This window comes from Lactococcus sp. LG1267 (genome assembly GCF_017309545.1).
In the GTDB taxonomy this organism is placed as follows: Bacteria; Bacillota; Bacilli; order Lactobacillales; family Streptococcaceae; genus Lactococcus; species Lactococcus petauri.
In genome coordinates this window covers 555,254-569,898 of sequence record NZ_CP071295.1, presented here as the reverse complement: position 1 = coordinate 569,898, position 14,645 = coordinate 555,254, and the positions used below count along the sequence as shown (strand labels likewise).

Below are 14,645 nucleotides of genomic sequence, written 5' to 3'. Positions count from 1 at the left end.
AGACCCCCTCCCCTAAAGCACTTACAAGGCTAAATTGACCAAAAAACCAATAAAACAACTGTTCTATTTTACAAAATTATGATAAAATGAAGTGATACATAAATTATTATGGAGGAAAGTGCTGTATGATTCAACAGCACGCATATGAAAATGACCGTTACTATTAATACTCAACATGGTAATGTTGACATTGCAACAGATGTTATCGCTACTGTTGTAGGTGCAAGCACTACTGAAATTTTCGGCGTTGTCGGCATGACAAGCAAAAATGCTGTAAAAGACAATTTCCGTAATATCCTCGGACAAGAAAACTATTCTAAAGGTGTTGTCGTTACGACAACCGATAACCAAACAATCATTGGTGTTTATGTTGTTGTCAGCTATGGTGTTAAAATTAGCGAAGTTGCCAAAAACATCCAAGAACGTATCCGTTTCAATCTGGAAAATCAACTTGGCATTGTAGCAGCTAAAGTCAATGTATATGTACAAAATGTGAAGGTGGTCGAAGACTAGTGTCAAATATTAACGCAAGTAAATTTCAAGAAATGATTCAGGCGGCAGCAAGTCGCCTTAACGAACAAGCTGAATATGTCAATTCTCTGAATGTCTTTCCTGTCCCAGACGGAGATACAGGAACAAACATGGGGATGACAATCACAAATGGTGCCAAAGATGTCGCTGAAAAACCAGCCGAAACTGTTGGACAAGTTGCTCAAATCCTTTCCAAAGGTTTGCTCATGGGCGCTCGTGGTAACTCTGGTGTTATCCTTAGTCAAATCTTCCGCGGTTTTGGACAATATGCCAAAGACTACGATGAACTTGATGGTATTCATTTAGCTAACGCTTTGCAAAATGGTGTTGAAGTCGCTTATAAAGCGGTTATGAAACCTGTTGAAGGTACAATCTTAACTGTTTCACGCGGTGCTGCAGAACTTGCAAATCGTAAAACTAATGAGACTGACGATGCAACAGCTATTATGGAAGCTGCTCTTGAAGGAGCTAAAATCGCTTTAGCGAAAACACCAGACATGTTGCCAGTCCTTAAAGAAGTTGGCGTTGTCGATTCAGGTGGTCAAGGTTTGGTTTATATCTACGAAGGCTTCTTGATGGCTCTCAACGGTGAATTCGTCCCTGAAAATCCTGAGCAAGGTTTAGGTGCCATGGACCGTATGATTAACCTTGAACACGAGTCTGAAACAAGTGTTGCGGGTGCTTCCACAAGCGATATTAAATACGGCTACTGTACAGAGATTATGGTCGAGTTAGGCCAAGGTCCAACAGCCCGTGAGAGTTATGATCACGATAATTTCCAAGCTTACTTGGCGGGTATCGGTAATTCACTTTTAGTTGTTGATGACGAAGAAATCGTTAAAGTCCATGTCCATACTGAAGATCCTGGTCTTGTTATGCAAGAAGGGCTTAAATATGGTCGTCTGGTTAAGGTTAAAGTTGACAACATGCGCCTCCAAAACGAAGGTGTTGCTGAAAAAGAAAAAACAAACAACATCAGCACTTCTACTTCTAAATCTGACTGGGGATTGATTGCCATCGCTGCTGGTGATGGTCTTGCTGACATTTTCCGTGAAATGGGTGTACAGCATGTCGTTTCTGGTGGTCAAACAATGAACCCATCAACAGAAGACATCCTCAAAGCTATTGAAGCTGTCAATGCCGAAAAAGTTATTATTCTTCCAAATAATAAAAATATCTTCATGGCTGCCAAATCTGCCGCTGAAGTTTCAGATATTCCTGTTGAAGTGATTGAAACAGCAACTGTTCCTCAAGGTTTTACTGCCTTACTCAGCTTTGACCCAACAAAATCAATTGAAGAAAACAAAGAAAATATGACTGCTTCATTAGCAGACGTACAATCTGGTTCAGTGACACAAGCTATTCGTGACACCAATATTGATGGTATTGATATCCATAAAAAAGATACACTTGGCATGGTCAATAATAAAATTGTCGCATCAACCAAAAAAATGAACGATGCTATCTTTGCTGCTTTTGAAAAAATGATTGATGAAGACAGCGAAATTGCAGCAATTTATATTGGTGAAGACGGTAAAAAATCAAATGCCGAACGTATTGCCAAAGAACTAGAAAAACGTTACCCTGAACTCGAAGTAGAGATTCATGACGGAAAACAACCTGTTTATCCATACATTTTCTCTGTAGAATAAAACACAAAAAACTGGCCTCTCAAAGCTAGTTTTTTTGTGTGTTTGTTTTCACGTGAAACATTCTTTTTTTATTTACTTTCTCCCATACACAAATTTCCTCGAAATTACAAGTAATTCGTGTTATACTTATTGTAATGTCAAATACTTTTTACATCCCATTGAAGGAGCATGCATGAAAACACTGAATACTGCCCGTATCGGCCAAATATATTATGTAAATAAAATATTAAAATCCGAGCATGCTGGAAAACTTCGAGAGCTTGGTTTTGCCCCTGATACGGAAGTTGTTTTAATTTCTATGGACGGGGAAAATGCGCTTTTAAAGATTGGTCAGACACGTTTAGCGCTAAGCAGTTTCTACCTCAACACGATTTTGATTAAAGACGAACAATCAAATGAGGAACTTATACCTCTCTCGTCTTTGAATATCGGTCAAAGTGGCGTGGTCCGATTACTCGAGGGGGAAAGTGAAATAAAGCGCCGGCTTATGGATATGGGGATTACGAGGGGAACAAGTATTGCGGTGCATAAACTTGCACCACTAGGAGATCCTATGGAGCTTCATCTGCGGGGTTACTCTCTTTCTTTAAGAAAGAAAGATGCTGAAAAAATAAAAATTGTTGTCCAAGATTAAAAGGAAATAAAGATGACTAAAATCGCTTTGCTAGGAAACCCAAATAGTGGGAAAACAAGTATTTTCAATATATTAACTGGCAGTAATCAGCAAGTAGGAAATTGGCCAGGTGTAACAGTTGAATGTAAAACAGGACGTTATAAAAAAGACAAAAATATCGCTATTCAAGATTTACCGGGAACTTATTCTCTCTCACCTTATACTTTAGAAGAACAAGTCACACGAAATTATCTCAGAGAGACACCACCAGATGTCCTTCTCAATATTATTGATGCAACAAATCTCGAACGCTCACTGTACCTCACATTACAACTGATGGAGTTTAATATTCCTATCGTCATCGCTCTAAATATGAGCGACTTGCTAGAATATCAAGGTAAACAAATTGATATCGAAAAACTGTCTTACAGTTTAGGGCTACCTGTCGTACTTACTAGTGCTTTAAAGAAGAAAGGTCTAGACGAAGCTATTCGAAAAGCTTGCCAGCCTCTTGAAGTTACACCTTTAGATTATGACCTCCGTCTTGAAAGTGCCTTAGGAGAAATTCAAACGATTTGTCCCCAAGCAAAGAATCGTTTTGAACAAATTAAACTTTTTGAAGGGGACAGTTTAGCCTCGAACTCCCTCACTGCCTCACAAGGGCAAGAATTAGATGAAATCGTAGCAATCACCGAAAAAATTATGGGCGACGATCGTGAATCCATCATCGTTAACGAGCGCTATGATTTAATTGGTCAAATTGTTCGTTTGGTTGTTACAAGCGCACATAAAGGACAACTTAATCTAACAGATAAAATCGACCGCATCGTTACCCATAAATGGTTGGGCCTTCCTATTTTTATCCTTATCATGTGGCTCGTTTACTTTTTAGCGATACAGGTCATTGGTACACCCGCTAGCGATTGGCTCAATGATAACTTTTTTGGTAGTTTTCTGCCAGATATTTTACACCAAGTAATGGATAGCTTGGCGATTGTTCCTTGGGTCCAATCCCTACTCCTTGATGGTGTCCTCGCTGGAATTGGGGCTATCCTAGGCTTTGTTCCACAAATCTTCGTTCTATTCCTCCTGTTAGGCTTTCTTGAAGATTCAGGCTATATGGCTCGTGTCGCATTTGTGATGGATCGTATTTTTAGAAGATTTGGCTTGTCTGGTAAATCCTTTATTCCCATGTTGATTTCTTCTGGCTGTGGTGTACCGGGAATTATGGCTACCCGTACAATTGAACAAGAAAGGGACAGAAAAATTACCATCATGGTGACCACCTTCATGCCCTGTTCAGCAAAGTTGCCGATTATTGCTTTAGTTTCAGGTGCCTTTTTTCACTCCACCAGTTGGGTTGCACCTAGCGCATACTTCTTAGGCATGGCCATGATTATCCTCTCAGGAATTATTTTGAAAAAAACGAGAATGTTCGCGGGAGATACTTCTGCTTTCATCTTAGAATTGCCTACTTACCATATACCTCACTTTCCTACAGTCTTTAAATATGCGTTTGATCGAGGTTTGAGTTTTATTAAGCGCGCTGGGACAATCATTTTTGCGCTCAATGTCGCACTCTGGTTCTTGTCAAACTATAGCTTCACTTTGCACCAAGTTGAACCCGGCCAATCAATATTAGCAACGCTCGGAGGATACCTGAGTATTGTTTTTGCTCCTCTAGGCTTTGGAGAGTGGAAAGCCACGGTAGCTACCTTGACTGGACTAATTGCCAAAGAGACTATTGTCGGAACTATGAGCCAATTGTACGCCCAAGGTGCAGAGGTAGAAAATAACGGTCGAGCCATTTGGACGGCTCTACAAAATAGCTACACACCACTGGCCGCTTATTCTTTACTTGTCTTCAACCTGTTATGTGCACCCTGTATTGCTGCTATTTCGGCAATTTATAAGGAAATGGGTGAAGTTAAATGGACTTTACGCGCTGTGGGCTTTCAAACCGCTGTGGCTTACAGCATGAGCTTTATCATTTATCAGTTAGGCTCTGCCTTTCTGACACAGTCCATTAGCATTAATACATTGCTTGCAGTACTTCTCTTGGTTTTCGGCCTTTATCTTATCTTCCGTCGACCAAAATACACATCAAACAAGGAGGAACTTTCTCTTGAACTTAGCTAGCATCGTTCTCTTATCCCTTATTTTAATTGCAGCCTTCTTTTCAGTGCGCAAAACAGTGCGGAGAAAAGGAGCTTGCGATGATTGTACAACTACAACCTGTCCTGTTAAGGGTGTTTCTGCCTTAGAAATCCCATCGAAAAAAGACTGTTGTGAATAAGAAAAAACCTTCCTTAAGAGAAGGTTTTTCTTATTCTCAGAGAACTAAAGCAAGCAACATGAGTCCCGCTTGCAATAGCGAGAAGACCATTAATATTTTTACTGAAGCAATAAAAGTTTCACTTTTTACTTGTCTTTGGAGGTAAGGACGCGCTTGTGTGATAATGAAAGGCAAAAGTATAAACATGAGCAACATGAGTGGAGAGATTAGTCCCAAAACTACTGCCCCAACGATTGAGATATAGGCCAATATAATGGCTAATGTCCACCAGCGCAAAGCATTCTTTCTCCCGATGTAATGCACAATAGTATAACGATGATTAGCTTCGTCCTCTTCCAAATCACAAGTATTATTCGCCAGCATCAAGTTAGCAATTAACAAGGTACTTGGTAAAGCAACAAGGAAGGTTGATGCCAAAGTTGCAAAATCCCAAACAAAAACAGCACTCGTATTGATATATACACAGATCAGAAAAATTAAGTAGCCCATTGTTAAACCACTGGCCAGCTCACCTACAGGTAAACTTGATAAGGGTTTTGGTCCAGCTGAGTAAAAGATACCAATGAAATAGCAAAAAAGTCCTAACCAAAACACCGGCCAGCCCACAAGTCCTGCCACAATTAATCCTAAAATCAAGGAAAGAGAGAAGAAGAAGAGTAAAAAGCCCTTTATCAGCGAAAGTGATAGATTTTCCCGACCAATGATATTGGTATTTTTCTTGTAATCTTCCGTATCCACAGCCTTATGGTAATCATTGTAGTTGTCCCAAATATCTACAAAACAGTTAAAGCAGAACATAGCCACAAAGTAGATGATTAATGGGCCAAAATTGGCTATTTGATAATGATAAAGTGAATAAGCAACTCCCAGTATAAAAGGAAAAACGCTCGCTGTTTTAGCTTTCAGCTCAATAAGCTCAGCAAATATTTTAAAGTTCATTTTTTAATAATTTCTTTGTAATAAGGTTTGGGTAACTTCCATCAAAATTTCGCGGTTACGAGATTCTGGGAATTTTTCTATTTCAAGTAACGCTTGATCGGTTAGATGTTTTGCTAAGAAAAGACTTCCTGTAATGCCTCCTAGATCAGTGACCAGTTCGGAAAATTCGATACATTCTTGACGACTCAGTCCTTCTGGCGCTTCCAGATAAGGTAGGACTTTTTCAGGCGCTTCCTCTTTTGCCAGCAACAAGGGTAAGGTATAAATCCCTTGACGAAAATCCGTTAATATTGGTTTATCAGCTTCTTCCAAACCGACTGTAAAATTAAGTACATCATCATAAATCTGAAAAGCAAGACCAATCGCTAAACCAATCTTTCGTGCAGACCGTTGCATCTGCTTATCACCACCAGAGAAATACACACCTTCTAAACAAGCTAAACTCAATAGCTCTGCGGTTTTACCACTGATAGCTTTAAGATAGCGTCTAATACTGTTGTCTGCATTAAAAGCTGATTGCATCTGTGTAAGTTCACCTTGAAGAATCTTTTTCATCGATCTTGCATTACGCGGCAAAAATGGTGTCGCAGCCATTGTTTCACAAAGCAACTCGAAGTAAACCGTATAAATAAAATCACCCGTGTATACTGCAACATCCTTGCCAAATTGTGCTTCAACACTCGGCAAGCCTCGACGTAAAGGAGAATCATCAATAACATCATCATGAATCAATGTTGCCGAGTGTAACAACTCCAAACTGGCTGCTATTTTAACCAAACGTTCTTCGTCTTCTATCTCCTCGTCAACTAAGCCAGAAAATAGAAAAAAAAGCGCTGGCCGAACCATTTTACCTCCGCGCGTCGTAAACTTTTGTAATGCGTCACGTATATCTGTATTATTTACCGCTAAACGTTCTGTCATCATAGTTTGTACTGCGATAAGTTTTTCCTTAATTTCAGGATAGTCCTGCCAAAAATCTAGCACTTTTTCCCCTTACTACCTATATCTATCGTTTTTATATCTCTCTTATTCTAGCAAAATCCACCTTAAATTTCGATATAAACGACTCACTTTTTTCTCTTATTACTTATTATCGAATTTCAATAATATTTTGTTGTGGCAAGCGGTAACTTGCTTGACCTTTTGCTTCTGATGAGCCCAATACAACCAAGAGCTCTGGACGGTAACGTTTATCGACTTCGAGAATTTCATTCACGCGCTCAGTACGTTCAAAGCCAAGAATAATATTGCCTTCATAGCCTCTATTTTTGATGACATACATGAGATTCATCGTCACAAAACCAATATTCAATGATAAATAGCTTGCTTCCATCATCTCGTCCATATTTTCAAACATTTGGGGATAGCGACTATTGAAACGTTGCAGTTGTTCACTATCCATTTCTCCAGCCCCAGTACGTGCAATTTCACTCGAGCGTTCAGAAAGATTAGTATCACTAAAGATAGCAATGACCGCTCCAGCTTCTTTCACTTGTTGACCATTTTTTCCATGAACAACGGATAGAAGTTCTTGACGTTTTTGTTCACTCTCAACAATGACAAAGTGCCAAGGTTGGATGTTATGTGCAGAAGGTGCTAAACTTGCAGCAGAGATAATCTGTTTCACATCTACTGTTGGTATTTTTTTACCGTCAAATGTTTTTACAGCGTGGCGTTCTTTATTAATTTTTACAAAATCCATGAATATCCTCCTCTCATTATTGTACCAAATTTGCATATTTTTAGTATATAAAAAAGGGGTAAATCCCCTCTATTATCCTATTTGTTATATTCTCGCAAAAATTGAGACAAAGCAGACAAACCCTCGCGTAATGTCTTTTCATCCGTACAATAGCCTAAACGTGCATAGCCTGGCAAGTCAAACCTATTTCCCGGTACTAAAAGAACGCCTTTGTTTTTAAGCAAGGCCACGCAAAATTCTTCTGTTTGGGCCGGATCGAGCGTTTCAAATTTCACAAAGCTTGTCGATACTGCTTTAGGAAATATCATTGATACAAGTGGCTCATTTTCCACCCACTCCCGAAGTATCTGCAAATTATTAGTGACGATTTCTTTATTCCGCGCCAGTACTTGATCACGGTGTTTTAAGACTAGAGTTCCTAAGGCATCATCAAAGACTCCACAACAAATCATTGTATAATCGCGGTATTTGCGAAACTCATCTGCTAGTTTTTCATCTTGAGTCGCCACCCAACCTAAACGTACACCAGGTACAGAATATGTTTTAGAAAGCGAGTTCGTCGAGATACCTTTTTCATATAAGTCAACAATTGGCGCATAATCTTCCGCATCATCAAGAGGCAAGTAAACCTCATCGACCAAGACATAAGCATCAACTGTTCGAGCCAGTTGAATGACCTCTTCTAAAAAGGCACGGTTTAAGGTTGTACCTGTCGGATTATTGGCATTGTTCAAACAAATCATCTTTGTGTTTGGACGAATCATCTGACGGAGTTCATCCAAGCGTGGATACCAGTTTTCAGATTCATAAATTTGCCAAAACTCAATTTCGGCTCCTAAAGATCGTGGAATATCATAGAGCTGCTGGTAGCTTGGGTACTCTGCAATCACATGATCTCCCGGCTCGATCAATCCATACAAGACCAAATGATTGGCACCCGTTGCGCCATTTGTCGCCAAAATATTTTCTGCGGGAACTTTCGTATAAAGCTTGGCTACTTCTTGCTTAAATTCAGGAGAGCCTTCAATCCATCCGTAGTTAAATTTTTCCTGCATTAAGTGAGACATAAAGCTTTGGCCCTTGTCTTCTTCCAGATTTAATATTTCTTGCAACGTCATGGATGAAATCGTTGATTGAGCAATGTCATAAACTGCTTCTTTTTCCCATACATTGAGCCATTCTTCTACTCCAAAACCATCTATCTTCATATGTGCCCTCCTAAATATCAATTATAGTATAAGTATAGCATTGTGCATCCAGTATTTTAAAGCAATCTTCCATGGGAAAAAAGATTGTCTTTGTATTGTCATTAGGGTGTAACGTCATAATGTCATGCTCCTCAAGCATATCTCGGTCAAAATAAACATGCATATTATCCATTTTATTATCAACCAGACCATAAATAGAAACAATCCCAGACTGCAGTCCCAACATGCTTTCCAAACGTTCTTCTGATACAAAATGAAGTCGATTTACTCCAAGTACCTCCCCCAGTTTGTTCATCTCAACGCGCTTACTATCATCCATAATAACCATATAGAATTGGGTGGATTTTTTATTAGCCAAAACTAAAGTCTTCGACCTACAACCTTCATGTCCTTCAATATAATGGTCAGATTCTTCTGTAGAATGACTGGCCGGATGCTCGACAATTTTATAGGGAATTTCGAGCTGAGCCATTAACTTCTCTACTTCTTTAAAGTCTCTCATTCAGCCTCCTCATATAAGAAAAAGGCCGCGCAAAACACAGCCTCTTACATTTTAATCAGCAACAATTGTTGTTCCTGAACCATTTGCCAAGAAATCTTCAAGATTTTCAAGGGAAGTAATTGTTGCCGCACGACCAGTACGTTCTACAAAAGCCATAGCTGCTTCAACTTTTGGTTTCATAGAGCCTGCAGCAAATTGACCGTCTTCCAAGTAGGCACCAATTTCAGACAAAGTAACTTTTTCCAATTTCTTTTGATCTGGTTTGTTGTAATTGACAAAAACATTGTCCACACCTGTCAAAATAACTAACTCGTCACCATCCACAAGTTCTGCAAGTTTAGCTGCTGAAAAGTCCTTGTCTATTACAGCTTCCACTCCTGTGTATGTACCGTCTTCATGCTCAACTACAGGAATGCCGCCGCCGCCTGATACAGTAGTTAAAACTGCAGCATCTAACAGTGGTTTGATGGCTTCTGCTTCTACAATACGTTCTGGTTTTGGACTGGCAACAACACGACGATACCCACGACCTGAATCTTCGACAAATTTCCAATCTGGATATTGTTCCAACATTTTGTTCATTTGTGCTTCGTCATAGAATGGGCCAATCGGTTTTGTTGGGTTTTCAAATGCAGGATCATTACTGTCTACCACGACACGTGTGACAACAGAAGCTACAGGAATTCGTTCCAAGCCTTCTTTGATTAAAGCTTTAGTAAAGGCTTGAGTCATCCAGTATCCAATTTGTCCTTGAGTCATAGCCACGGCTGTATCTAAAGGCATCGCAGGATTTTTGGCACTGTCTGATCCCAGTTGTTGTAAAAGTAAATTACCAACTTGAGGGCCGTTACCATGCGTAACAACTATTTCTACATCGTTATCCTTAATGAGCGGGATCAATTGACTCGCTGTAACTTCAAGCGCTTCTTGTTGTGCTTGAGCTGTTGGATCATCTGTCAAAATAGCGTTACCGCCAAGAGCAACTACAATACGTCTAACCATAATTATTTTCTCCTATTTCATGTTATTAAAGCGCTTACTTCGCGCTTGAAAGAATAAAACTTTTGATGGCTCAAAAATTTTACTCTAAATTTTCTTTTTAAATACCAAGTAACTCTCTCAAACCAAACTGATTAGCAAGCAAGCCATAAAGAGCCAGCAAAGCTGCGAGAGTAAAGATAATAATAGCAAACCATTCGCCTGTTGAAATAGTTCTGTTGTTTTCACGTTTTGCACGGATATAGAGGACAAAACCAACTACATATAGAATGGAAGCCATCCAGACAAACTGCCAACCACTCAGGTAAAGGGCAATAATTTGGAATGCCATGGCAAAGAAGCCAATTAAAATATTTTTAGTTGATTTTTCGACTAAACCAACTTTTAATAGATATGCACCGACGAGAGCGTAGCAAACCATAATTACTGCAGTACAGAGGTAAACAAAGACATTATAAGCATCTGAGGCAAAGTAAGTAATAATGATAAAGAGTTGTACAAAACCTTGAGTCAAAAGCAATGAATTAACAGGTGCACCAGCTTTATTTTCTTTTCCAAACCAAGCAGGCAAGAGCTTTTGTGAAGCCAATTGAGAAGTTGACTCAACTGGAAGCATCGTCCACGATAACCAAGCACCGAGAAGTGAAATAATCAACCCGATAGCCATCAAATTACCACCCCAAGGGCCAACCATCTCACGTAAGATACCAACCATACCTGGTTGTGGCATACTTGCAAGCTGTGCTTGATCCAAATATCCATAAGGTAAGAGCGAGAGCAAGATATAAATCACCAGCAAAGTGAATAACCCAATAATTGAAGCTTTACCAGCATCTGATTTTTTCTTAGCACGGTCGCCCATCATTGCCGCACCTTCAATACCAACGAAGACCCAAATCATAACCATCAAGGAACTTTGAATCTGTCCGATTAATCCTGAGGCTGTCATCTGAGTAAATGCTGCTGATCCATCTGCATTAATGACGACATTTTGCCAAAAATGTTCTGTAAAGACTCCTGCTCTGAACATAACAATAGCAACAACGGCAAAAATTGCGATTGGAATTAATTTAGCAATGAGTACAATAGCATTAATTACTGCTGCCCCTTCAACACCACGAATAACAAGTGCAGTTAATGACCAAGAAACGACTGAGACAACAATGACTGATAAAAAGGTCAAAGAACCGTCTTCATTAGCAAAAACACCAGGAAAGAAATAGTTGACAGATGTCATCATCAAGACAGCGAAAGCCACGTTACCTGCCCAAGCAGACAACCAGTAACCCCAGCCTGATAAGAATCCGGCAAAATCACCAAATCCTGCGCGGGCATAATCTGAAACACCGGAGAGTTCTGGTTTATTAACAACAAGGTGATTTAAGCTCAAAACGAGCATAAGAATACCAAAACCAATAAAGAGCCATGAAATGACCACACCACCTGGTGTAGCTCCATTTGCCAAGTCGTTCGAGAGGTTAAATACCCCACCACCAATAGCTCCGGATACGATAATTGCTACGAGGGCCATGAGCCCTATTCCTTTTTTATTTTCTACTTCCATATTACTTCCTATTTTTTTCATAAAGTCATATGCTTTAAAAAAGTCTCCAATTATGAAAATATACGAGGTCTGACCTTTTCAAAACAAGAGTTATAGAGGGAACCAAAAATATTTTTTCCAGATTTGTGCAAACTTCCCACCGGTATTAGGAAGTGGAAAGTCTGTCAAATCCGGAAAAAATCAAATTCAAAATTTATTATTTGATACTTGGTACATCTGGAATGAAGAGGTTACCCAAAGTTGCTGCCATAATTGCTTTAATTGAGTGCATACGGTTTTCAGCTTCTTCAAATTGACGTGCATATTTAGAACGGAACACTTCGTCAGTAACTTCCATTTCAGTCAAGCCATACTCTTCTTTAATTTCTTTACCATATTCAGTTTCAGTATCGTGGAAGGCTGGCAAGCAGTGCATGAAGATAAGTTCTTCATCTGGAGTACCAGTCAATTTCATCATATCCATTGTGATACGGTATGGAGTGAGAAGTTCCACACGTTCTTCCCAGTTTGATTCACCCATTGATACCCATACGTCTGAGTAGATAATGTTTGCACCTTTAACCCCTGCTTCAATATCTGCAGTTGTTTCTGGTTTTGCACCTGACTCAGCTGCAAATTTACGCGCAATTTCCATAACTTCTTCAGAAGGTTGAAGTGATTCAGGCGCTACGATAGTTACGCTCACTCCAAGCATCGCACCTGTTACGATAAGAGAGTTAGCCATGTTGTTACGACCATCACCGACATAAGCAAGTTTAAGACCTTTAAGGTAACCAAATTCTTCTTTGATTGTCATGTAGTCTGCAATCATTTGAGTTGGATGCCAATCGTCAGTCAAACCATTCCATACAGGAACTCCTGAGTATTTTGCCAAATCTTCAACTTCTTTTTGTGAGAAACCACGACGTTCAATCGCATCAAACATTGAGCCAAGAACACGTGCTGTATCTTCAGTAGATTCTTTGATACCAAGTTGAATATCATCTTTACCAAGATATTCTGGGTGAGCACCAAGGTCGATAGCTGCTGTTGTAAATGCAGCACGCGTACGTGTAGAAGTTTTAGCAAAAAGTAAGGCGATATTTTTTCCTTCAAGATAATGGTGAGGGATGTTATTTTTCTTCAATGCTTTTAAGTGAATAGCAAAGTCAACAAGATATTGAATTTCTGCAGGTGTAAAATCTTTTTCTGCTAAAAATGAACGGCCTTGGAAAACTGAGTTAATTTTTGGTGTTTGCATTTAATTTTCTCCTAAATATAATTTTTTTATTTTTTGAAATAAGGACATTTGCTTGTGCTATAAGCAATAGAGTGTCAACGAGGTTGACAGAGCTGTAAACCAAGCAAATAGAGGGTGGATCTTTGATTAAATATCTTCACGCCACAATGGTTGAGACATACAACGTGCTCCACCACGACCACGTGCCAACTCGCTTGAAAGAATCTCATGTACTTTGATACCATGTTCTTTAAGTAATTCGATTGTGACATAGTTACGGTCATAAGTAACAATTTCACCTGGAGCGATAGCCAATGTGTTTGAACCATCATTCCATTGCTCACGCGGTGCAACGATTGGATCTCCATTACCACATTCAATCAAATCAAGTTCTGAGAGTTCCAACACTTTCTTAAGAGCAACTTTAAGGTCTGTCAAATGTTCAATTTCCACATCTCCATCTTTACCTGGACGTAAGATGAATGCATTGATATTTCCAGAACCATCAAAGATTCCTGGGAAGACTGTAAACTGATCATGATTAATCATTGTAAATACAGTATCCAAGTGCATCATTGCGTGATTATGCGGAATTTCAACAGCAAGTACAGTGTCAAAGGTTGACAATGGGTTTGCAAACAATTCTTTTGCTAAAGCTTGAATTGTTTTAGATGAAGTACGTTCAGAAACACCAATAGCTACAGTGTGTTTGTTTAATACGAGTTCATCACCACCTTCGACACGTGTTGTATGGTTACGATCACGCCAAATTGGAGTATCTTTAAAACGTGGGTGATTTGCCATTACATATTCTGTAATCAATGATTCAGGTTGACGTGCTGGGAAAGTCATTTTGTTAATAGTCATCCCTACACCCATAGATGCTTGTGGGTCACGAGTGAAGTAAGCATTTGGCAATGGATTAAGGTAGAAATGGTTTTCGGCATCAGAACCGGCCATGTCGCTAAGAACTGTACGTTTTAGGTCCAATTCATTTTTACGAACACCTGCATAAATCTTGTCAACCATTGCTTTTGTATCCATGCTTGTCAAGTACTCAGTCAAACCTTCAAGTGTACGTCCTGGACGGTAGCCTGCTTCATGCAAGAGTCGAGCCAAGAAATCTTTTTTAACACTTTCAGTTTGAAAAACATCTGCGGCAAGATCTTCTATATAGACAGTTTCTGCTCCGTTATCACGCAATGTTTGAGCAAAGAAATCGTGTTCCTTCTGAGCAATTTTCAAGTAAGGGATATCATCAAACAAGAGTTGATGCATTGTGTCTGGTGTGATGTTTTCGACTTCAGCACCTGGACGATGAAGGAGAACTGATTTAAGTTTTCCGATTTCTGAATTGACATTGATTGCTTTTTCCATGAGATAAGCATCCTTTCTTTTATATAAAACTATATATTAAAAT

General features: G+C 39.3%; 13 protein-coding genes. 4 read left to right on the top strand and 9 right to left on the bottom strand.

Translation table 11 applies throughout. The annotated features are described in order from the left end of the window. Positions 1 to 150 precede the first annotated feature (150 nt). From J0J33_RS02880 to feoB, 4 genes are all read left to right on the top strand, one after another. Positions 151 to 513, top strand: coding sequence for an Asp23/Gls24 family envelope stress response protein (locus tag J0J33_RS02880; RefSeq protein ID WP_026063759.1), 363 nt, complete (start codon positions 151 to 153; stop codon positions 511 to 513). Then, complete coding sequence (locus J0J33_RS02875; RefSeq protein WP_019292681.1) at positions 513 to 2,183, top strand: DAK2 domain-containing protein; 1,671 nt, start codon at positions 513 to 515, stop codon at positions 2,181 to 2,183. Before J0J33_RS02880 ends, J0J33_RS02875 begins: the two co-directional genes overlap by 1 nt. A gap of 172 nt (positions 2,184 to 2,355) precedes the next feature. Beyond that, a complete protein-coding gene (locus J0J33_RS02870; RefSeq protein ID WP_019292682.1) occupies positions 2,356 to 2,817 on the top strand; it encodes a ferrous iron transport protein A in 462 nt (153 codons plus the stop codon). A gap of 12 nt (positions 2,818 to 2,829) precedes the next feature. After that, on the top strand, positions 2,830 to 4,935 hold the full coding sequence (gene feoB, locus J0J33_RS02865) for a ferrous iron transport protein B (RefSeq protein ID WP_173816929.1): 2,106 nt from the start codon (positions 2,830 to 2,832) through the stop codon (positions 4,933 to 4,935). A gap of 193 nt (positions 4,936 to 5,128) precedes the next feature. On the opposite strand, the gene J0J33_RS02860 is transcribed toward feoB, so the two are convergent. From J0J33_RS02860 to arcA, 9 genes are all read right to left on the bottom strand, one after another. Further along, on the bottom strand, positions 5,129 to 6,031 hold the full coding sequence (locus tag J0J33_RS02860; protein WP_206921767.1) for a prenyltransferase: 903 nt from the start codon (positions 6,029 to 6,031) through the stop codon (positions 5,129 to 5,131). Between the two features lie 3 nt (positions 6,032 to 6,034). After that, positions 6,035 to 7,015, bottom strand: a complete 981-nt coding sequence (locus J0J33_RS02855; RefSeq protein ID WP_173816931.1) for a polyprenyl synthetase family protein — start codon at positions 7,013 to 7,015, stop codon at positions 6,035 to 6,037. A 106-nt stretch (positions 7,016 to 7,121) separates the two neighbouring features. Continuing rightward, entirely contained in the window at positions 7,122 to 7,733 is a 612-nt protein-coding gene (locus tag J0J33_RS02850; RefSeq protein WP_019293036.1) for a nitroreductase family protein, read from the bottom strand. A 77-nt stretch (positions 7,734 to 7,810) separates the two neighbouring features. Next, positions 7,811 to 8,941, bottom strand: a complete 1,131-nt coding sequence (locus J0J33_RS02845; protein WP_061414008.1) for an aminotransferase — start codon at positions 8,939 to 8,941, stop codon at positions 7,811 to 7,813. A 10-nt stretch (positions 8,942 to 8,951) separates the two neighbouring features. Continuing rightward, entirely contained in the window at positions 8,952 to 9,443 is a 492-nt protein-coding gene (locus J0J33_RS02840; RefSeq protein WP_019292688.1) for a prolyl-tRNA synthetase associated domain-containing protein, read from the bottom strand. A gap of 51 nt (positions 9,444 to 9,494) precedes the next feature. Beyond that, the gene (arcC, locus tag J0J33_RS02835) at positions 9,495 to 10,445 is read right to left on the bottom strand and encodes a carbamate kinase (RefSeq protein ID WP_019292689.1); all 951 of its coding nucleotides are present in this window, start codon (positions 10,443 to 10,445) and stop codon (positions 9,495 to 9,497) included. A 97-nt stretch (positions 10,446 to 10,542) separates the two neighbouring features. Next, positions 10,543 to 12,006, bottom strand: coding sequence for a basic amino acid/polyamine antiporter (locus J0J33_RS02830; protein WP_019292690.1), 1,464 nt, complete (start codon positions 12,004 to 12,006; stop codon positions 10,543 to 10,545). 196 nt (positions 12,007 to 12,202) lie between these two features. Then, positions 12,203 to 13,246 carry an ornithine carbamoyltransferase gene (gene argF, locus J0J33_RS02825; RefSeq protein WP_003133656.1) on the bottom strand — a complete coding sequence of 348 codons (1,044 nt, stop codon included), beginning with the start codon at positions 13,244 to 13,246 and terminating at the stop codon, positions 12,203 to 12,205. Between the two features lie 126 nt (positions 13,247 to 13,372). Then, the gene (gene arcA, locus J0J33_RS02820) at positions 13,373 to 14,602 is read right to left on the bottom strand and encodes an arginine deiminase (RefSeq protein ID WP_173816941.1); all 1,230 of its coding nucleotides are present in this window, start codon (positions 14,600 to 14,602) and stop codon (positions 13,373 to 13,375) included. Positions 14,603 to 14,645: the final 43 nt, after the last annotated feature.